Below are 22,170 nucleotides of genomic sequence, written 5' to 3' on the forward strand. Positions count from 1 at the left end.
TGGTTTTAGTTATGATTTAGGTTATATTGTGGAATCTGTAGCTGATTTAAAGGGGTTAGCTGTTGTATCCTTGCTCTATTATCATTGAACCCATAAGTCCCCTATAAGCTAGAGTCACTTTTGTTAGGGGTATTTAATTATTATATTTGGGTTCCTTATCCAACATGCTATATTTATGAAATCTGCAATAGGAAAATCTCCAATATCTGCTTCTAAATGTTTTAAAATTGAGGAGCTTATAGCACCTCATTTTGATCCCAACTGGCATTTTCATCCAGAGTACCAACTGGCCGCTGTTTTTGAAGGAACAGGAACTAGGTTTGTTGGGGACAATATTAGTTCTTTTGAGGCAGGGGATACCGTTCTTACTGGGGCTAATTTACCGCATGTATGGCGAAATGATGATGCTTACTTTGAAAGAAAAGATTTGCAAACCCATGTGGTTGTCATTTATTTTTCATTAGACTTTCTAGGAGACGTTTTCTTAAAGAAGGATGAGATGCAAGATTTTAATCAGTTACTATTAAAAGCGAATCGCGGTATAGAAATTTGTGGAGCTACCAAGTTAGAAATTCGACAAATCATGCAGTCTATGCTATTTCAAAAAGGATTTAATAGTATATTTTCACTGTTTAAAATCTTACACCTAATTACTTATTCTAAGGATTTAAAATTTATTAATAGGGAAGGCTATTCACCAAATACTGTTTCAAATTTAGATTCAAAGCGTATAAAAGCGGTTTACGAATATATTTTAGACAACTATAAGAGTGATATTAAAATTGCTGAGGTGGCAGCCTTGGCAAATCTTGCTCCTACTTCTTTTAGTCGCTATTTTAAAATTAGAACAAACAAAACTTTTTCAGATTTTGTATCCGAGTTGCGTATTAGTTTAGCATGTAAATTATTGCAAAACAAGGATTATACGATTCTACAAATAGCACATATGTGTGGTTATAATACCTTGTCTAATTTTAACCGTAAATTTAAAGATATAACCTGCGAGAATCCCAATAAATATAGAGACCGATTTAAGGTGGTATCGTAATTTTACGATTATATATGTAAGTCTATTGGCTTACAGGTTGGTCAGCTGCGAAATACAAAGAAATAAAAAGCAACAATCTGGTGATTAGATCGTTGCTTTTTTTATAAATTAAGCAATACGGAATGCAGAAATTAAGTATTGGAAAGGGTGAAATCTGGTAGTTTTATAAGTTCTCCGCCCTTTAGTGCAGATGCATGTGCAAGGATACCTACACAGGTTATATTGGCCGACTGTTGTGCATTGGGGTAGGGTGATTTATGCTGTACAAGGGCGTTGACAAATTCGTGTACTAGATGAGGGTGAGATCCACCATGTCCTGCTCCTTGGGTAAATGACAAATGTTGATGTTCATCCGAGTCGTACACCCCATTAGAAGTAAAATGTTGTATTTCCTTAGGTAACAATTTTGCAAAATCTGGACTTTCTACCTCCTCTGGGATTTCAGGTTCTGGTTTTTTTGCGGTATGAACAACCAAGGGTTTCCCTTCAATCAAGGGCCATTCTACAGATTTTTTTGATCCATAAACTTCAAAACTTTCCCGATACTGTCGGGCTACATCAAAAAGTGAACGATATACTTGTGCGCTTAAATCGGAATTTCTGAATTTGATATGGGTTGTTTCAACAGCATAGGGAGAATTATAATGTCCTATTAATTCTTCTCGAATAGTTCCTGAACCAAAGCAGGATACATATTCAGCTTCTCCTTTTGTCAGGGCAAGAACAGGCGCAACACAATGCGTAGCGTAGTGCATGGGTGGAAGTCCGGGCCAATAATTTGGCCATCCATCCATATCCTGTTGGTGGCTCGCTTTTAAAAATTGAATTTTGCCCAATTCGCCTTGCTCATACAGTTCCTTCATGTATAAAAACTCCCTGGCATATACCACGGTTTCCATCATCATATAGGTAAGTCCGGTTTCTTGGGTGAGACGTACAATTTCTTCGCACTCTTCCAATGTCGTTGCCATAGGAACAGTACAGGCCACATGTTTCCCAGCCTTTAAGGCTTTTATAGATTGCGCCCCATGATCAGGTATGGGTGTGTTAATGTGTACGGCATCTATTTCTGGGTCTTGCAATAGTTCATCATAGGAGGTATATCTTTTTTCGATATTGAATAGGTCTGCCAATTCTTTTAGCTTGTCCGGATTTCGTTGAGAAATTGCCACGAGATTGGCATTTGGGTGCTTTTGATAAATGGGAATAAATTCTGCCCCAAATCCTAAACCCACAATGGCGATATTTATTTTTTTGTCACTCATTTCTTTTTTAATTTTATGTAAATGTTTTTTTTAAGAATGAAATTCCTTCGGATGCAAATTGGTCCTGACTCGCTGCCAGATTTTTCCAGATGCAAACGGCTGCCGCCAGCTCCTTTATTTCAGGTGTAAAACTCTCTATTACTATAGCTCCTTTATAATCAATAGCCTTAAGGCCGGCAGCAAAATCTGTCCAAGGTGTTAATCCAGTTCCAGGGACACCTCTGTGATTCTCCGAAACCTGTACATGTATTAATTTATCACCTACGGTTTTTATAGCATCGGCAATATTCTTTTCTTCAATAGTCATATGAAATCCGTCCAACAATACTTTGGCACTTTTGTGGTTTACATCCTTTATAAAACGCATCACATCCGCTGCGGTATTGATTAAATCAGATTCAAAACGATTTAAGGGTTCCAAGGCAATTGATAAACCCTGGTTCTGGGCCATATTGCAAACTTTAGATATATTGTTAACCGCTAAGTCCCATTCCTTTTTGCGTTCTTCTTTAGGAAGCATTCTGGCTTTTCCTACCGCAGCATACATAGGGCCAGCAAAAAAATCGACCTCCCATAGGTTACAGAGTTCAAAACACTTTTGAATGTATTCAAAACAGTTTTTATGCACTGCTCTGTCTTCATGGGTCAGATCCTTTGTAGCTCCAAAAGCACCACACACTGTAGCTTGTAATCCGTTGTCTTTTAATGCCTTCTTAATGGTTTTTCCATCAATCAAATGAGGGTCTTCTACCGGAATTTCGACGATATCATAGCCCATTTTTTTAATTTTGGGAAACAATGCGACGGATTGAGTGTTAAACGGAGATTCCCAAAGCCAGGTACTTAGGCCGAATTTTATCTGATTAGTCATGCTTTCAGTTTTACTATATATTGTTTCTAAATGCGAATTTCCATCTTAGGCATTTTCTATTCTTTTACGACCTTCATAACTCCTTGCATAATTCGCCAGTGGCCCGGAAAGGTACAGATAAAGGGGTATTCTCCAGGCTCTGTGGGAGCTATGAATTTGAGTATTCCTTTTTCTTCCGGGTTTATAATGTCGGTTGCAAAGAGTACCTCAGGCATATCAGGAACATAATTTTTTGCTTCCCCATTAGGGTCCATCGCCAATTTATCGGCAGCCATTCCAACTTTTTCTTTTGCATCAATTTTGGTTATGACTAAGTTGTGTTGCATAAAATCTACATTCTCAAAAACCAGTTTAACCGCCTTTCCTGCCGTCACAACAAATTCGCTTACGTCATATTTCATCTCATTTTTAATGCTCTTGATGTTAATGATTACAGCTTTCGTATTGCGGTCTCGATTTTCGCCTTTGCCTAAGGTGATGGTATTTATATAGGTCTCTACCAAGCGTTCGGCTATAGAAGTATCCGAGAAAAGGTTCTTTGAGGCTTTGTTATAATCCAAAGCAACTTTGTATTTCCAGTCGCCTGCCAAGGAAACCTTAGCGGTTCCAGTTTTTATAAATAGTTGTTCTTTCTTGCCCCAAATTCCACCCCCGGCACCAGTATCATCAACCCGTACTGCAATTGTATTTTTGCCGGCTTTTAATATTCCAGCAGGAATTTTATAATTCCTATTGGCGATATAATCTTGCTCAGTTGCCCCTACAAGGGTTCCATTAACATAAACTTGGTCAGAATCGTCTATTGGACCAAGGGAAATACTAGCTAACCTATCAGTATTATGAGACGGAACATCAATATAAGTTCTAAACCAAATAACACCATCTATATGTAAGCCAGCATCCTCTATGAGTTGTGGAAGGCGCATGCTTTTCCATTTGGAATCATCCAATGTTCTAGTTTTATATTGGTTTTTTGCTTTTGATCCAAGCTTAAAATTTGGGTTCGAAGCCATAAATGCGGTTATTAACCCTTTGTGGTGTCTACTTCCGGCTACATAAAGTGCTTTGGCTAGCCATTCATCAGCCACAACTTCCTCATTTGTACTATAGTCATACAATTGTTGCCCGATTTCAGCATTAGGTTCTCTTTCTGAAAAATAGAGTAGCGCTGCCAATTGCACTGCGGCATCCTTGTCTTGAAGAATATTACTTTGCAATAACAAAGCATCTGTAGCTTCATTTTTTTGCAGAATCTGTAGCGCAGCTTTTCTCACCGCTGCCGCAGGATGGTGTATTGCCGTTGTAAGCACATCTATATGCTCATCGCTGTGAAAAGCACCAAGACCCTCTAGCGTCCATAACCCATGTAAAGCACCAGGATTCAGACCCAAACCGTCGAGCTCAGTATTCTGGATTAACGTGATTAGATCTGGCACAACCTCTGTAGCACCTTTTTCAACCAATAAACGCTGGGCAGTTATGCGCCAAAATAGATTGGTATTGGAAAGGGCTGTTACCAACCCTTTTGAATCGTCCTTATCCAAGGTTATGGGTTTCCTGTCCTTGTTATCCTTTGGAACAATACGCCAAACACGCCCTTTAGATTTATCTCGTAAAGGGTTTTCATAAGCATTTCCTTTACCATTGACAGCATCATATCCTCCTCTAGCTACATTAGGAGTTGGGTTGTGTTGAATGATAAAATTATACCAATCCAATACCCAAACGGCACCGTCAGGACCTACTTTGGCTTCTACAGGGGAAACCCATTCGTCTGCACTTGCCATTAAATTACCACCGTCCTTTTCTATATATCCAGCTCCATCTTTTTTTATGATCGCATTATGTACTAAACCTCCCGTGGGTTCACAAACAAAGGCATAGGAATTCCAATATTGTTTTGGAAAACTACGGGCTGTATAAAAATGGTGACCTGCAGCAGCTGTAAAACCACCGAAAACGTCTACCTGTCGTATGTTTTGGGTTATGGGAGATATATTGTAATGTCCGTCTATTTTAGCACTTCCCTTTATTGAAATACCCTCAATGTCTTTTAAGGTTTTATTCGGAATACCCATGAAAACGCTGTGTGTATTATTGGCGGTGGATGCAAAAATGGAATTATCCTCGGTAATGCCCAATCCCCAAGTATTGTTACTCGTATTGGTTAGAAACTCAAAATTACGATAGTCCTTGTTAAAGCGATAGATGCCTTGACTAAATTCGAAATTTTCACCAGAGATAGTTCCTTTAAAACCTGAATAGCCAACGGCACCATAGATAGCATTGTCAATTCCCAGCTGCAAGTTAGAAGGTCCGGCATGGGTATCAAAAACACCCCAACCGTTAATCGCTATTTCCTTGATATCGGCCTTGTCGTCCCCATCGGTATCTTTTAAAAACAAAAAATAGGGGGCTTGGGAAACCAAAATTCCCCCATTTACAAAGGTAAAACTGGTAGGGATATTTAACTTATCGGCGAATATGGTAAATTTATCCGCTTTTCCATCTCCGTTGGTGTCTTCGCAAATTTTAATTCGGTCATCTCCTGAGCCTTTATCATTGCGCACTGTATTGGGGTAATCAACCGTTTCTATCACCCAAAGTCGCCCTTTTTCATCCCAGTTCATTGCTATGGGGTTTATAATATTTGGTTCGGAAGCAAATAGTTCAAGTTGAAATCCGGCTGGGACTTGAATTAATTTTGCAGATTCTTCAGGAGACAGAGGTAATTGGTATTTGGGGGCAGGATCTCTTTTTTCATAATTGGGTATATTGGCCATTTCCTTATACTGTAGGGTTGGCATATCTTTAGTAAATACTTCCCAGTTTTTTTTAACTTGGTCACTAACCGCCCAAAGAATACCTTCTTTAATCAGGTCTTGAAATTCTGGCTTATTCCAAGTTCGTTCATCATGCCCATAGGCGGTATAAAAAACTTTTCCCTTTCCAAATGGCTTTACCCAGGTCCAAGGCTCGTGATGATCACCATCAACCCTTTCCATTAAAACCGTAATATCTGTGGCCAATTTATCGTGAACGTAAGTTTCATCCCAGGTAGAGAATTCTTTTGCATTATGCATACTTGGGTGAGTTGCATTAATAATAGTAGCCGTAAACGTATCCGTGCCATGGGTTTTAAATTGTCCTCCTACCAAATCTATATACGCATCAGACTCATTAAAACAAAAACTAGCACAATGGATAGGAATAAACGCATGTCCATCCGCAACATAATCTAATAACGCTTTTTCTTGTTCGGGAAACCTGGCCTCATGATTAGCGTACAGAATTAGTCCGGTGTATCGTTTTAAATTTTCAGGATTTAAGTCTTCAACGGTTTCAGTATAGGTAATATTAATACCATTTTTGGTCAGGGCAGCAGCTAATATGGGCATATATGCCTTAGAATTATGGTGTTCTTGGGCATGTCCTAAAAACAATAATTCTATGCGTCTGGGCTGGTCATCTTTCTTTTTTCTCTGAGACGAATTACAAGCTACGAATGCGACTACAATTAGTAATGAGAACAAAGCTGACTTTATATTTTTCATGGTACCTTGTATTTGATTAGAACAATGATAAGAATTAAACGGTCGCAAAGCGTGCTATATATTGTCTACCCTTGACTGTATTATATCATAATATTAGTTTTTTACATATATTTACTGATATATAATTATAAATAACTGCCTTTTTAGTAAAAATTTGATTCCCGAAGGAATCATAATTAGACCCCTTATATACGTGAAATCTGCCTTACAAAAATCCCCCATTCCAAACGCCCAAGCCTTTGTAGCAAAGTTGTTGCGCCAACCTAATTTTGACCCCATCTGGCATTTTCATGCGGAGTACCAATTATTTATGGTGTTAAAAGGTAGTGGCACTCGTTTTATAGGAGACCATGTAAAACAATTTAAGAAAGGGGATATTACTTTTACAGGTCCCAATTTACCGCACATGTGGCGGAGTGATAATGAGGGGATGACCGTAGAAGAAATTGCCTGGTCTGAAGGTATTGTGGTCTATTTTCACGAGGATTTCATAGGCAATAGCCTTTTGCAGAAGGAAGAAATGATTAAACTGCGGCAGTTATTTCAAAAGAGTTTACGAGGCTTGGATGTTACTGGGAAAACAGCCCAAAATATTTCAGCCATGATGGCCAATTTACTGCATTTAGAGGGTCTCGATAGCGTATTTGAATTGTTTAAAATTTTACGCTGCCTAACGCATACAAACGAAACTAACTTATTGGCTAGTCCTGGATATACCAATTCTTTAAAAGAAGGTGATACGGAACGGATGAATACTGTGCATGCCTATGTTATGAAAAATTTTAGGGGAAAAATAGAATTGCGCACGGTAGCAACCTTGGCAAATATGACGCCTACTTCCTTTAGTCGATATTTTAAAACCCATGCCAATAAATCTTTTTCTGTGTTTTTAAGTGAAATCAGAATTGGCTATGCCTGTAAACTCTTAATAGAAGAAAAAATGAATATTGGTGAGGCATGTTATAAGAGTGGTTTTCAAACGCTATCGAATTTTAATAAGCAGTTTAAGGCCATCACAAAAAGAACGCCAATGTCCTACAAAAAAAAATATACCATGTAAACATTGACATTTGGCAACTGAAACTGCAACTGTTTTTTTATAACGTATAGAAGACAGTGCATGGGTAGCAGATTGTCTACCTAGATTTTTTGAAGGGATTGTTGTGTTTAACGAAACAATACAATTGTTGCAACAAGCTTTATGAATGTATAAATTGGTATTTGTTTGATAATTTTAAACATAATAGCATCCTAAAAAGGAAAACGATATTCCTTTCCTTTGGGTTTTCATTGTTTTATGTGCCTTGTAAAATCTTGTTCTCTATTTATTTGCAAAACAATGCTAGCCCTATAATCTACTGAGGTTGGTGTAATAAAAAAAATATATTCCGTTGTTGTTTTTTAATTCTATCCATATATCGGCATTATTTGTCCATAGTGTTAACAGTCTTTTAACATTAAATTGCTATCAATTAACTAAACAATTAGAAAATGGAAAAACTAAAACTCTTATTTATTGTCCTTATAATGGGCTTTACAAGTAGTGTAATGGCGCAGAGTACGGTGACTGGTATAGTAACGGATAGTCAAAATGTTCCGATCTTAGGCGTAAACGTTCTTGTTAAGGGTACCGTTAATGGTACAGCCACCGATTTTGATGGTAAATACCAAATAGCAGCTAAAAATGGGGATATCTTACTATTCTCCTTTGTTGGTTATAAAGCCAAGGAAGTTACCTTTACTGGGCAAACTCAATTAAATATTGTATTGGAAGAGGATGCTTCACAATTAGATGAGGTCGTAGTTATTGGGTATGGTTCAATTAAAAAAAGCGATTTAACAGGAGCGGTGGTTTCTTTGGATAACGAAACACTTACGGCTCAGAAGAAAACCGATATTGGACAGGCTCTTAAAGGGCAGGTTTCAGGGGTTGATGTACGATCATTAAGTAATAAACCAGGTGCACCATTAAATATTCGAATTAGAGGAAATACAGCTATTCGAAATGATGCATTTGTAGGTCGTGATGGGGTAAGTGATGCTGCTTCAGCGGATAGATCTAAACCTTTATATGTAGTAGATGGTATCTTTTTTGAAGACATCAATATTTTAAATCCTGCAGATATTCAACAAATGGATATATTAAAAGATGCCTCTGCAACCGCTATATATGGATCTAGAGGAGCTAATGGTGTTGTAATTATAACTACCAAAAATGGTATTGAGGGCAAAACCGTCTTTACCTATGAAGCAACCCTAGGAATTCATTCTGTTACAAATGAGCCTGATTATTTTACAGGTGATGAATATGTAAATTTTGTAAATGATGTTATTAGAAGTAGAGAATGGAAGAAGCTTTTTAGCACCAGTACGCCTACTGCGGCAGATTATGACAATATAAATGTTGCAAGTTTTATTTCTAATGAAATACGAAATACTAATGAAGAAGCAAGTAATGCCGCGAACGGACGTTTTACAAATTGGAGAAAAGACTACCAAAAAACAGGTGTACAAACGAGTCATAATTTAGGGATGTCGGGAGGAAGTAATGGGTTAACCTACAATGGTTCTATTGGTTATTTGAGTGATGAAGGTGTGATAGGTATAGAAGGTTATGAACGTTACAATTTAAGCGCATCTTTATCTAAAAAAGTGTCAGATAAATTTTCAGTAGGTTTAAAAGCTTATTTAGCTTTTTCTGAACGTGAAGAAGGTAGTAGAGAATTGTATAGAAGCACACAAAGATTACCACCTACCGTAAATTCTCGTGATACTGATGGCAATCTTATTTTGTTTCCAGACGATCAAGATTTACGTTTTACGAATCCTTATTATGATGCAAATGGAGCGTGGAGAGTGAATACAAAGTCCTTGGATGTTATAGCTAATGTGTTTTTAAACTATAAGCCTACTGATTGGATTAATTTTAAAACGCAGTTTGCGCCAAATATAAAGAACACAAGATTTGGTGAATTTAGAGGTTTGTACACAAAGGCTGCCCGAAATGACCCGGGGAGAATCCAATCCCATTATGATGCCTATTTTAATACATCGTATTCTTGGGATAATATTGTTGATTTAAATTTTGATGTTGCAGAAGGACATAATTTAAAAACGACTTTTATTTCTTCTTTGTATTATAACCAACGTGATTGGAGTAATATTGAAACTAGAGATTTTGATACCGATGCGTATTTATTTTACAATACACAATCAGGACTTAATATAAGAGACTATAATTCGCAATATAGAAAAGAATCCATAGCTTCTTTTGCGGGAAGATTAAACTATAGTATTGATGATAAATACCTTTTTACGTTTTCAGGTAGATATGATGGCTCATCTAAATTAGCTGCAAATAATAAATGGGCTTTCTTCCCTGCAGCAGCGTTTGCATGGAAAGCTAGTGATGAACAGTTTTTACAGGATACAGATTGGTTAAGTAATTTAAAATTACGTTTAAGTTATGGCGAATCTGGAAACGATACCTCAGCAAGTGCCTATGGATCACTAGCACTTTTAGGAGGGGCAGATTATTTATTTGGAAACACGCTTGTAAATGGAGCTAATGTAAACAGTTTTTCAAACTATGATTTAACGTGGGAGAGATCTAAAGAATTTAACGTAGGTCTCGATTTTGGTGTTTTAGACAATAAAATACGCCTTGGTTTAGAAGTCTATAATAAAAAGACTGTCGGCAGTATCTTAGGACGAACCTTATCTCCAATAACAGGTTTTAGTGCTGCTACAGGAAACTATGGTTCTATTCGCAATAAAGGGGTGGAAATCACCTTAAATACTAGAAATATACAGACTGAAAACTTTAGCTGGACGACCAATTTAAATTTTTCTAAAAACAAAAATGAAATAATAGAATTGGATGGGAATTTAGATCTAATACCTTATGAAAACCATGGAGTATTACAAGTAGGACAACCAGCTGATGCCATTTGGTCTTATGAAAAACTAGGTATTTGGCAATTAGACGAAGCAGCTGAGGCAGCAGTGTATAATAGATTTCCTGGCGAGTACAAATTTAAAGACCAAAATAATGATGGTGTTTTAGATAACGAGGATAAAGTAGTCTTAGGGCAATTGTCACCAGATTGGATAGCAGGTATGATCAATACCTTTACTTATAATAATTTCGACCTTTCAATCCAGGCATATACAAGACAAGGTAGTTTTGGACATTCCGAATTTAATCAGCTTTCTGTGCCTTGGCAGGGAGATGATGCTAAATTCAATAAAGTAGATTTGGACTATTGGACACCTAATAATCCTACTGCTAATAATCCAGCTTTGGAATATGGTGCAAATACAGATTATTATTATACAGATTTTGATTTTGTACGTATCGGAAACATTGGTTTGGGATATAAACTTCCAAAAGATATTTTAGATACCTTGAAAATGTCTAGTTTACGTTTTTCATTAGATATTCAAAATCCATTTACTTTTACAGATTATGCTGGTTCAGATCCAGAAACAGGTCTTCAAAATAACTATAACGGAGGGTATTTGACTCAAACAGTGTTGTTTGGACTAAAATTGTCATACTAATTTTAAAAATATATAAATATGGAATTATTAAAAAACATAAAATATATATCAGCTATACTAGCTTTTATGGTTTTATTAAATGCTTGTGATAACTTTATAGAAGAAGATATTTACTCAAGTGTTACAAGTGAAAATTTTATAACAGAAGATAATGCAGACCAATTGGTTGCAGGTATTTACCCCCACGTTCGCTCGGTTTATAAAAACTATGGTTATAAGTTTGAAGGGACTGATATCTTTACATCTAGAGGTGATGTTAATTCTATTAGTGCTGGTAATGATTATGTAGGTTTTGAGGCACCAACTGGCAACGGGGTGTGGTCAGGTAATTATGATATTATTGCCAAAGCAAGTACAGCTCTTAATCGTTATGAAAATCAAATAAAATGGAGTGATGGAAGATTAGCTGAAAAAGCCTATGGTATTGCACAAGCAAAAGCATTAAGAGCCTTGGCCTTTTTTAATTTAGCACAACAATACGGTGGTGTAGTTTTAGAATTAGATGAGCCTCAAACTATTCGTGACGATTATAAAAGATCGTCAGAAGAAGAAACTTATGCCCTAATTATTTCAGAATTGGAAGCGGCTATTCCAGATTTAGAAAATGACCCACAAACAGGAAGGTTTTCAAAAAGAGCAGCACAACATGTATTGGCAGAGGTTTATTTAACGAAAGCATATACTTCCTTTGGTACTCCCTCAGATTATACAACTGCTGTAACTTTGGCTGAATTAGCGATAGGTAATTACGACCTTAGAAGTCAGACTTTTGCACAGGTATTTGATTATGACAATCAAGTAAATGATGAAGTGCTTTTTGCAGCGCAATGGGGTACGGATGGTACATCAGCTGATAAAAACAACAATAAACATGCTATGTTTATGTATTCAGTAGCTAATTTACCAGGTATAAACAGAACAACAACCCCTTATGGTTTTGCTATTGGTAGCCCTATGCCTACACCATTCTTTTATTCACTTTTCGCAGACAATGACTCAAGAGAGGATGTTACAATTCACCGTGCGCTCCTTGCAGATGCAGATGAACCTGGTGGGCCAGATAATATAGTCGCTGGAGATACAGTGGTATATTTTCCTAAAGTTGCTTTAGATGCGGTTGAATTAGCAGAACGTTTAGATCGTTATTGGGTATACCAACCCGATCAATATCTATGGGGAAGTCCTGCTGATATTCCAGGAGTAAATTACTTATATTCTTTAAATACGGAACTTACGAATTTTCCAATTTTTAAAAAATTTGATGATGAAAATTTTAATGAATCCGCTGAAGGTGCTCGTGATACTTTTATATATAGAATCGCTGAAACTCATTTAATTGCGGCGGAGGCTCATTTAGGCGCAGGAAATACAGCAGGAGCATTAGCACATATTAATCGAGTTAGAGAACGAGCAACTGGAGTAGCAAATGAATATACCAGCATAACCATTGATGATATTTTAAATGAACGCGCATTAGAGCTTGCAGGCGAAGATAATAGATGGGCCGTATTAAAGAGAACTGGTAAATTACAAGAACGGATAGAACTTTACAATCCACATATAATTAACCACGGAGCTTTTGATCCTACAAAGCATTTATTGCGACCAATTCCAACGCAAGAGATATCACTTTCACCAGGGACTATGACTCAAAATCCTAAATACTAAGATCGTATTTATAAAAAATAAAGTGTATTAGAGTTAGTTTAAGTTGAATTATAGGCAGGCGATAATTTGTCTGCCTATTTTTTTAAAAAATGGTTTAAAATAATCCTATTTTAATTTGTAATTCCACAAACCCACCCTATTGTATGACCAATTTTTTTTGTAGAATTAAAGTAATTTTGTGTTCACTTTATGTACTGTTCTTTATGTTATTTTCGTGTTCAAAATCTCAGCCTGAAAACTGTTACGTAATCGTTGGAGCAGCTGCAAATAATGTGGAATTAAATACTATTGATGATTTTAAAAAAGATCTTAAAAAAGTTATTGATAGCGAAGTAATACTCTTATCAGAAACTGATGAATTGCCAGGTACAGGTACTATTTTTGTATTAGGAACAACTTTTTCAAACGGATTAATTAAGGAAATGGCAGCACAAAAAAAAATTGTATTGTCCAGTTCATTTCCAGGTTCAAGAGGTGGAATATGGGCCACAACAACACTTTCAAATGGACAAGATGCTATTGTAATTGGCGGGTCTGATGTACAAGGTTTTCAATATGCTACCTACGATTATTCAAAAGAAGTATTAGGAGTTGATCCATTTGAATATTGGACAGGGAAATTACCCAGTAAAAAATTGGCAACTGATTTGTCTCACTTCACTTCAAAAACAATTAACCCTCCAAAGGTTCCCATACTCACTTATTTTGAAAATGATGTAGATGAACTGGCAAATTATAGAGGGAAGTTGCTAGAGTACGATTGGGAGAGTTATACCGAAATGGTTAATTCACTAGTGCGATTGCGCTATAATTCCATCCAATTGTTTGATATGCTGGGCAGACCAGAATTTTTTATTCGCCCAGAATACAAAAAACTAGCGCCAGACTACCAAATAGATATAGCCTATGTGGATAAGATGATCAACTATGCACATGCGAAGGGAATGCAAATTGCAATCGACTTTGCATTAGGGTATCAAATTCACCCTATGGCTGCCGATAAGGCAGATTGTTGGAAAACTTACAAGGAAGACTGGTTGCAGGCTTGGCGCTATTATTTAGAAAAAACGCCTTTAGCCAAAACCGATATTTTTATACTTAGACCATGGCATCAAGTTTGGGATTGGGAGTATAAAAGCAGTTGTGGCGAAAGTAAAATTGATGTTTTTAATGAGGTATATGCTGCTTTTGGCGATTTGGTAGACGAATACAAGCCAGATGCAACAAAAGTATTGGTTTGTTATTCTGATGGGATGCAAATGTGGAATGAAGGTTTTAGACCACCAAAAGACTGGACCGTATTGTGGTCCGATCACGGTTTTGGTGATTTTGAACACTTGCCAAATACCACAGATGGCTATAAGTTTGGAACCTACATGCATGCTGGGTATTGGTTAAACCATACTGTACATAATCCCTATCCCAAGAAAGTGGAATCTGTGATGAAAGATATGTTTCAGACGTATAATACAACTAATTATTGCTTGGTAAACGGACAAAATTTTAGACCATTTTTACTGAATATTGAGGCGTATAGTGAAGTGTGTAATAATCCAGAAACCTTTAACGGGGATACGTTTTATAAAGCATGGACGGAACGTTATTTTACTGAAGAAGTAGCAAATCACGCCCGTAATTCTATGAAATGGCTTCATGAAGCACAAGAAGGAAGAAAAGGCTATGTAGAACATTTGTGGGAAATTAGGGAGGCAGTTTCCTATTTATCCAATGCACCTATACGGAGACCGGGTAAAACGGATGTGCCTTATGACTATAAAAGGGTAGCAAATGACTTTATACATACAGCGCGTGCTAAAGACAATTTACAAAAGGCCTTATCCGAAGCCAAAATAGGATACGACAAAGTGGAGCTAGATGGTAATTTTTATCACTCCTATATCCTATTGCCAACAATTTTATATGCAGATTTAATCGATTTTGAAACAACTTTGCATTCTATGGCAGTCTTAAAAAGGGAGTTTGAAGTTAGTAAAAATAAGGACGCTTTAGAAGAAGCAAAGTCGTTGGTAACAATTGCAAAACAAAAGCTTAAAACGATCTATCAAAATAGAACTTCAGGAGATTTGGATTCAAAATGGCAACATTGGTATTCCATAAAAATACGAAGACAAAACAATGGATTTCCGACCTTAGAAATGATGGAAGAAATTGAAAGTAATTTAAATAAAATGACACTTTAATCAGATAAATAATGAAGCTAAACCAAAAAATCAGAAATAGCGTTGTGGGAATAGGTTTTATACTATGCGCTCTAATTTCCTGTAAAAATGAGGACAAAAGAGTAGCTGTTGTTGATAGCGATGAACCAACGGATTATGTAGCCAAAGTATATCCTCAACTTGATTCTGAAAACTCCAGATGGTTTTTCTTTGCTTCTGCTAATCGTCCATTTGGAATGGTAAATTTAAGTCCAGACACTCAAATTGGCGGAGCTTGGGGTAGTGGCTATCGCTATAAAACGGATACGATAAAAGGGTTTAGTCATATTCATGCATGGCAAATGTCTGGTGTTTCTGTAATGCCTGTAACGGTATCGGAGTCAAATAAAGCGACAGTTTTTACAGACTTTTATTCAAAATTTAGTCATGAAACAGAAAAAATTGCACCGGGTTACCATTATTTAGAATTAGATAGGTATCAAATCACTTCAGAATTAACGAGTACCAAAAGGGTAGGGTTTCATCAATACACATTTCCTGAAAATGAAAAAGCAGCCATTCTTTTTAATCTAAATACCTTATTGGGACCCTGTGAAAATTCAGCCGGGGTATTGCAACAAAACGGTCCAAAAGAAATTACGGGCTCATTGGTTATGGAGCCAACACGCCGAAGACCTAAACCACTAACTGTTTATTTTAAAGCACTTTTTAATACGCCTATTTCTTCCATTGAAAAGGATGAAACTACAGGCAATTATCTTGTGAATCTAAAAGAAACCACATCAAAAGTTCTGATGAAAATAGGTATTTCATATACGTCGGTAGCGAATGCAGGGAACAATTTAAAAGAAGAACTAGGGCATTGGAATTTTGATACAATTGTCTCCCAATCAAAAACAGAATGGAATGATTTACTTCGTAGAATTGACGTCCAAGGTGGTACAGAAAAAAGTCAAAAAAGATTTTATACAGACTTGTGGCATGCCTTACAAGGACGTAGAATTATTAATGATATAAATGGTGCCTATCCAGACAATACAGCCAAGGAATTTAGAATAGGTCAATTGCCTTTAGATGATAATGGTATTCCAAAATTCAATCATTTTAATTCAGATTCTTTTTGGGGAGCTCAGTGGACAATTAACACTCTTTGGGGCCTTGCTTATCCTGAAATTATGGAAGATTTTACCCATTCCTTGCTTCAGTATTATAAGGACGGTGGCTTAATTCCTCGCGGACCTTCAGGTGGTAATTATACCTACGTGATGACCGGAGCTTCATCTACCCCCTTTATTGTGAGTGCCATTCAAAAGGGTATTGTTAAGGATGATATAGAAGGTATTTATCAGGCCTTGAAAAAGAACCATATGCCAAATGGAATTATGGAAAAATCTGGGTATGAACACATCACTAATAAAGGAGGTGGATTGGCTCATTATATTAAAAATGGATATGTGCCTTATCCAATTCCAGAAGGGCAATTTGGAGGGCACCAAGATGGTGCTAGTTTAACGATGGAATATGCATACCAAGATTGGACCTTAGCACAATTAGCTAAAAAGTTGGGTCACACGGCAGATTATGATTATTTTATGGAGCGTTCTAAAAACTATGGGAATGTTTTTGATAAAAATACCGGCTGGATGCGGCCTAAAAACTTAGAAGGCGAATGGTATCAAAAATTTGATCCATATGAAGTAAAGGTTGGTTTTATAGAGTCTAATAGCGCTCAATCTACATGGTTTGTACCGCATGATTTGGAAGGCTTGGCAACACTAATGGGAGGAACAGAAAAGGCCGTAGAGAAATTAAATCAGCAGTTTGTAAAAGCAGCAGAAATAAACTTTACATCGGGTACCTCTCATTCCCTAGAAAATCACCCAGAGTATAGTAGGATTCCCGTTAATTTTGGAAATCAACCATCGATACAAACCTCTTTTGTATTTAATATGTTACAAAGACCAGACCTTACGCAATATTGGACCAGAAATGTTATTGATAAAACATTTAGTGGGTTGTCTCCTGCCACCGGTTATAATGGAGATGAAGATCAAGGTTTAATGGGAAGTTTAAATGTACTTCTCAAAATAGGGTTGTTTCAAATGAATGGAGGTACGGAGGATAATCCAGAATATCAAATTGGGAGTCCAATTTTTGACAAAATTACCATTGCGCTACATCCAAAGTATTATTCAAAGAATACCTTTGTTATAAAAACCATTAACAATAGCCCCACAAACGTTTATGTCAATAAGGTTACCTTCAATAATAAAACAATTGATGGTTATAAAATTACGCAGAAGGAAATTGCAAATGGAGGGGAATTAGTGCTAGAAATGAGTGAAAAACCAAAGGAATAATTCGTTGTATTTTCACACCCTATTGTATGTGTATTTACGTACATAATAGGGTTGTGATAAGGTAAAAGCCAACAGGAATGCCTATTATTGTAAATAGGTAAGGGTTTTTAAATAACCTTAATTTTAAGCTAAAGTATGAAGATTATTGTAATAGCTATAGGTGTCTTTTTTTCCTGTTCGGTTACGGCTCAAACTAGAGATACACTTTTGTTGTGGAATGATAAAGTGCCAAATGAAACCCGGGAAAAACAGCGAGCAAGACAGACAGACGACACTAGCGGTGGCGTTATTCGATTAACTGATGTCACCAATCCTATACTTACGGTTTTTAAACCTAAAATTCCAAATGGTTCTAAGGCCGGGATTATAATTTGTCCGGGTGGAGGATATAAAATATTGGCAATAGATAAAGGGGGTACTGAAGTTGCCGAATGGATAAACAGCTTGGGATATACAGCCTTTGTACTGCAATATCGTGTTCCAAATAAACAACAGGGTGCCCTACAAGATGCCCAGCGTGCTATTCGATTGGTGCGGGCCAATGCCACTTTATACGATGTAGACCCTCAGAAAATTGGTTTTATGGGTTTTTCAGCAGGCGGACATTTAGCGGCAAATGCGGCTACAAATTTTCAGAAGAATACCTATGTCCAAGTTGATGCAATAGACGATTTATCAAGTCGCCCAGATTTTACAATGCTTATTTACCCAGCTTATCTAGATAAAGGGGAAAACAGGAGTTTAAGTCCAGAACTTAAATTAGAAGAAAATACATCACCATTTTTTATTTTCGGGACCGTTGATGACCCCTATGGAAATAGTTCTTTGGTGATGACTACGGCCTTGCGAGATACTAAAATACCTGTTACGTTACACATGTTGCCCCAAGGTGGACACGGTTATGGGTTGCGAAAAGGAAATATAGCGGCAGAAACATGGCCTCTATTAGCTGAAAATTGGTTGCATAAGATGGTACCGCCTAAGGAAGGAGTCAAATTTAAAAGGACCCATAATTTTCCAAAAATAGTTGAGTACCCAAAAAATATACCGCCTAAGAAGGATGTATGGGTATTTCTAATGGCAGGACAATCCAATATGGCTGGTCGCGGGTTAGTAGAACCGTTAGATACCATATCTTCAACTCGAATTTTAACCATTAATAAAAACAACGAAATTATACTAGCCAAAGAACCACTGCATTTTTATGAGCCTACAATGGCAGGCTTAGACAGTGGTATGTCCTTTGCTAGAAATCTTATAAAAGAGGTTCCAGAAAACGTATCTGTTTTGTTAATTCCAACCGCTGTGGGGGGAAGTGCTATAGGCCAATGGATAGGAGATTCTCTCCATCGAAATGTAAAATTATTATCCAACTTTAAACAGAAGGTAGTATTGGCTAAAAAATATGGAACTGTAAAAGGAATTTTGTGGCATCAAGGCGAGAGTGATGCATCACCACAAGGGGTTGCCGCCTACGCCAAAAATATGAGCATTTTAGCGAAGGAGTTTAGAAGTGCTGTTGGCCAAAAAAACCTACCAATTGTGGCTGGGGAACTTGGGAATTATTCAAAAAAAGAAGCATTATGGATGGCTCTAAATCGTGAGCTTCATAACTATACCAAAAAAGATAAAAACTTCGCTGTCATTAGTGCAGCGGACTTGGATGATAAAGGCGACAGGGTGCATTTTAATTCAGAAGGTCAAAGAATGTTGGGACTCAGGTATGCTGAGGCATATCTTAAAATTAAAAAATAGAGGCATGTTTAGAATAAAAATTAGTATACTTTTAGGTGCTGTCTTGGCAGTGTCAGCTTGTAGTGAAAACCAAATAGCACTTCAGGATGTGCAAGTGATTGGGAGTCATAATTCCTATAAAATTCCAATTGAGCCTGCGCTTTTCGAGTATTTAAAAACTGTAGATTCTTCAAGAGCAAATGCCTTGCAATACGGGCATATATCAGTGGAGGCCCAACTGGATTTAGGCCTGCGGAATTTAGAGTTCGATGTATTTCACGATCCATTAGGTGGCCGTTATTCAAGCCCCAAAGGATTGGATATTGTTAAGGCTAGTGGAGACAAACCATTGGTGTTTGATAAAGAACAAAAACTACAAACCCCTGGTTTAAAAATGTTTCATATTCAGGATATAGATTTTAGAAGCCATCACTTGGTTTTTAAGGAAGGCTTAGAAACCTTAAAAAAATGGTCCGATGCCAACCCCAATCACAGTCCAATTTATATTCTGATAAATGCCAAAGATCAAAAAATAGTGGGCACCACAGAACCTTTGCCTTTTACCAAAGAGGCATTAGATAATATAGATGTTGAAATTAAGAGTGTTTTTTCTGACGATAAATTAATTACCCCAGATTTGGTACGAGGTGATTTTGAAACGCTTGAAGCTGCAATTCTAGCTAAAGGTTGGCCAAAGTTATCAGCGGTTAAAGGGCGATTCCTTTTTGTGCTCGACGAGAAGGAAGAAAAAATAAATCGTTATATTGAAAATCATGCCGCATTAAAAAATAGGATCTTGTTTGTAAATAGTAAAGAAGGAAAACCAGAGGCGGCTTTTAGGATTGTAAACGACCCCATTAAAGATTTTAATTATATTCAAGAATTAGTGGCCAAAGGGTATATGGTTCGTACACGGGCAGACGCTAGTACCAAAGAAGCTCGTACTGCTAATTACGATAGATTTGAAAAGGCAAAAGCATCAGGAGCACAAGTAATTTCAACGGATTATTATAGTCCTTCTACACTTTTTCCATCTACATTTGAAATAAATTTCGGAAAAGGCACCTATGAGAAAATCAAAAACTAAATTGTTAATTAAGGGGCTATATGTACTGTTAGTTGTGGTTTGTTTTTCCTGTACAGAAAAACAGTTTAAAAAAGGGCAAAACATACAAGTTGCTTTTTTAGCCGATGTTCATTTGCAGGATATTTATGGTGCATTTCAGGATACCGATTATAAGGGTGTTAAAAATACGAAGACCGGTAAATTTACTTTGGCGCGTACTATGAAGTCACAATTAGAATCAACTCGCTTGTTCAATGAGAATTATTATGCTTTCTTATCGGCCTTAGATGATGTGGCTGCCAGAGGTGTAAAATATGTGGTATTACCCGGAGATTTTAGCGATGATGGGCAGCTTATTAATATCAGAGGCCTACAGCGTATTCTTGCAGCTTATGCCAAGGAACACAGTATCAATTTTTTGTTGACAACAGGCAATCACGATCCGGTAAAACCATTTTTTCAAGATGCAGGTAAAAGTGATTTTTTGGGTGAAGGAGGTAAGGCACAACCAATTTTTAGTAGCTCAGATCTCTATAGTGTTCAAGATACCTTAGCCTTACCCTTAGTTATTACAAAAGATATTGCAAAACTAGGGTATGATGAAATTTTAAAAGAATTACATGCCTTTGGCTTTTTTCCCAAGAAATCTGATGTTTATTGGGAAACTCCCTTTACGAACTATACGTATGATGAGTATTCATTTAGTACAGCAGCCAGCCAAGCAGTAGTAGACAATAGGGTATACCGTCTGCCAGATACCGCTTATAAGATACCAGATGTAAGCTATTTGGTGGAGCCAAGTGAAGATTTATGGTTTTTAGCTATAGATGCTAATGTTTATATACCAAAAGGGAACAGTGAAGAAGATGGCTTTACTCCCTCAAACTATGGCAGTGCAAGTGTAGGGTATAACCATGTTCTAACACATAAAAAACATTTAATTTCTTGGGTCAATACAGTGACAAAACGTGCAGAACAATTAGGGAAAACATTAATTACTTTTAGTCATTACCCTATGGTAGATTTTAATGATGATGCTTCAAACGAATTAAAGTTATTGTTTGGAGAAGATAAAATGCAGTTGCATCGGGTGCCAAATGATCAAGTAGCTGAGGCCTTTGCGGATGCTGGACTAAAAATTCATTTTGGGGGTCATATGCATAGTAATGATACAGGGGTCAGGACTACAAAGCTTGGAAACAAATTAGTAAATATTCAAATACCATCCTTGGCAGCTTATATTCCAGCTTATAAACTACTTACTATCCATTCTCCTACAGCCTTTGAAATAGAAACTATAGTTATCGATTCCGTGCAAGGGTTTACTGATTTGTTTCCTTTGTATGAAGAAGAGTATCGGCATTTAAAAGAAACGAAAGATAGTAGTAGCCTTTGGAATGCGAATGTTTTAACGGCTAAAACGTATAAAGAATTTACCCAATGGCATTTAAAAGAATTGGTGAGACTGCGATTTTTACCAAGAGATTGGCCAGCTGAGTTTAAGAATGATTTGGTCCATTTAACGGGGGAAGACCTCATGAGACTTGCTGCCAATGATAAAACCATAAACTATCCTGAATATAAAGAATGGACAGGGGCCGATATGATTTTTGATTTTTATCAATTGCGAAGTGCAGATGAAATGGCGGTACCTGATATTGGGCTAAAGCGGTTAGAGCAGTATAAGATTGTTTGTGATAGGCTAAAGACATCTGACAATGTGCAATTTGCATTGTGGGGAAAAATTTTCAACAAAACAGCAGCTGGACAACCATCAAATCATTTTAAAATAAATTTAAATACGAATGCAATGCAACGAATTTCGCCTCAAGAATGATTTAAATGGAAGTTGCCATTTAAA

Annotated in this window: 12 protein-coding genes; 9 read left to right on the plus strand and 3 right to left on the minus strand. The window is 36.8% G+C overall.

What is annotated here, in order from left to right; all coding sequences use genetic code 11:
• Positions 1–175: 175 nt before the first annotated feature.
• On the plus strand, positions 176–1,048 hold the full coding sequence (locus MWU65_RS04895) for an AraC family transcriptional regulator (RefSeq protein ID WP_247076061.1): 873 nt from the start codon (positions 176–178) through the stop codon (positions 1,046–1,048).
• 131 nt (positions 1,049–1,179) lie between these two features.
• Here MWU65_RS04895 and MWU65_RS04900 read toward each other — a convergent pair whose 3' ends face one another.
• Genes MWU65_RS04900 through MWU65_RS04910 form a run of 3 tightly spaced genes read right to left on the minus strand, consistent with a single transcriptional unit; the run spans position 1,180 to position 6,738 of the window.
• Positions 1,180–2,313 (minus strand): Gfo/Idh/MocA family oxidoreductase, encoded by a 1,134-nt coding sequence (locus tag MWU65_RS04900; protein ID WP_247076062.1) that lies wholly within the window; start codon positions 2,311–2,313, stop codon positions 1,180–1,182.
• A 13-nt stretch (positions 2,314–2,326) separates the two neighbouring features.
• Positions 2,327–3,184 carry a sugar phosphate isomerase/epimerase family protein gene (locus MWU65_RS04905; protein ID WP_247076063.1) on the minus strand — a complete coding sequence of 286 codons (858 nt, stop codon included), beginning with the start codon at positions 3,182–3,184 and terminating at the stop codon, positions 2,327–2,329.
• 56 nt (positions 3,185–3,240) lie between these two features.
• Positions 3,241–6,738, minus strand: coding sequence for a PVC-type heme-binding CxxCH protein (locus tag MWU65_RS04910; RefSeq protein ID WP_247076064.1), 3,498 nt, complete (start codon positions 6,736–6,738; stop codon positions 3,241–3,243).
• Between the two features lie 154 nt (positions 6,739–6,892).
• Here MWU65_RS04910 and MWU65_RS04915 point away from each other — a divergent pair, with 154 nt between their 5' ends.
• The 8 genes from MWU65_RS04915 to MWU65_RS04950 all read left to right on the plus strand — a co-directional run bounded on the left by MWU65_RS04915 (position 6,893) and on the right by MWU65_RS04950 (position 22,146).
• Complete coding sequence (locus MWU65_RS04915; protein ID WP_247076065.1) at positions 6,893–7,798, plus strand: AraC family transcriptional regulator; 906 nt, start codon at positions 6,893–6,895, stop codon at positions 7,796–7,798.
• A gap of 431 nt (positions 7,799–8,229) precedes the next feature.
• On the plus strand, positions 8,230–11,301 hold the full coding sequence (locus MWU65_RS04920; RefSeq protein ID WP_247076066.1) for a TonB-dependent receptor: 3,072 nt from the start codon (positions 8,230–8,232) through the stop codon (positions 11,299–11,301).
• Positions 11,302–11,319: 18 nt separating this feature from the next.
• Positions 11,320–12,969 carry a RagB/SusD family nutrient uptake outer membrane protein gene (locus tag MWU65_RS04925; RefSeq protein ID WP_247076067.1) on the plus strand — a complete coding sequence of 550 codons (1,650 nt, stop codon included), beginning with the start codon at positions 11,320–11,322 and terminating at the stop codon, positions 12,967–12,969.
• 203 nt (positions 12,970–13,172) lie between these two features.
• A complete protein-coding gene (locus tag MWU65_RS04930) occupies positions 13,173–15,170 on the plus strand; it encodes a glycosyl hydrolase 115 family protein (protein ID WP_247076068.1) in 1,998 nt (665 codons plus the stop codon).
• An 11-nt stretch (positions 15,171–15,181) separates the two neighbouring features.
• Positions 15,182–17,509 carry a GH92 family glycosyl hydrolase gene (locus tag MWU65_RS04935; protein ID WP_247076069.1) on the plus strand — a complete coding sequence of 776 codons (2,328 nt, stop codon included), beginning with the start codon at positions 15,182–15,184 and terminating at the stop codon, positions 17,507–17,509.
• 135 nt (positions 17,510–17,644) lie between these two features.
• Positions 17,645–19,264, plus strand: coding sequence for a sialate O-acetylesterase (locus MWU65_RS04940; protein WP_247076070.1), 1,620 nt, complete (start codon positions 17,645–17,647; stop codon positions 19,262–19,264).
• A gap of 4 nt (positions 19,265–19,268) precedes the next feature.
• Positions 19,269–20,330: a phosphatidylinositol-specific phospholipase C1-like protein gene (locus MWU65_RS04945; protein WP_247076071.1), complete on the plus strand. Its 1,062-nt coding sequence runs from the start codon at positions 19,269–19,271 to the stop codon at positions 20,328–20,330.
• On the plus strand, positions 20,311–22,146 hold the full coding sequence (locus MWU65_RS04950) for a metallophosphoesterase (RefSeq protein WP_247076072.1): 1,836 nt from the start codon (positions 20,311–20,313) through the stop codon (positions 22,144–22,146). Before MWU65_RS04945 ends, MWU65_RS04950 begins: the two co-directional genes overlap by 20 nt.
• The last annotated feature ends 24 nt before the right edge of the window (positions 22,147–22,170 follow it).

The organism is Cellulophaga sp. F20128, assembly GCF_023015805.1.
GTDB lineage: Bacteria > Bacteroidota > Bacteroidia > Flavobacteriales > Flavobacteriaceae > Cellulophaga.

Bases quoted from the DNA above. Each gene is read 5' to 3' on its own strand.
- MWU65_RS04895 (WP_247076061.1), top strand. From the start codon at position 176: ATGAAATCTGCAATAGGAAAATCTCCAATATCTGCTTCTAAATGTTTT.
- MWU65_RS04900 (WP_247076062.1), bottom strand. From the start codon at position 2,313: ATGAGTGACAAAAAAATAAATATCGCCATTGTGGGTTTAGGATTTGGG.
- MWU65_RS04905 (WP_247076063.1), bottom strand. From the start codon at position 3,184: ATGACTAATCAGATAAAATTCGGCCTAAGTACCTGGCTTTGGGAATCT.
- MWU65_RS04910 (WP_247076064.1), bottom strand. From the start codon at position 6,738: ATGAAAAATATAAAGTCAGCTTTGTTCTCATTACTAATTGTAGTCGCA.
- MWU65_RS04920 (WP_247076066.1), top strand. From the start codon at position 8,230: ATGGAAAAACTAAAACTCTTATTTATTGTCCTTATAATGGGCTTTACA.
- MWU65_RS04925 (WP_247076067.1), top strand. From the start codon at position 11,320: ATGGAATTATTAAAAAACATAAAATATATATCAGCTATACTAGCTTTT.
- MWU65_RS04930 (WP_247076068.1), top strand. From the start codon at position 13,173: ATGTTATTTTCGTGTTCAAAATCTCAGCCTGAAAACTGTTACGTAATC.
- MWU65_RS04935 (WP_247076069.1), top strand. From the start codon at position 15,182: ATGAAGCTAAACCAAAAAATCAGAAATAGCGTTGTGGGAATAGGTTTT.
- MWU65_RS04940 (WP_247076070.1), top strand. From the start codon at position 17,645: ATGAAGATTATTGTAATAGCTATAGGTGTCTTTTTTTCCTGTTCGGTT.
- MWU65_RS04945 (WP_247076071.1), top strand. From the start codon at position 19,269: ATGTTTAGAATAAAAATTAGTATACTTTTAGGTGCTGTCTTGGCAGTG.
- MWU65_RS04950 (WP_247076072.1), top strand. From the start codon at position 20,311: ATGAGAAAATCAAAAACTAAATTGTTAATTAAGGGGCTATATGTACTG.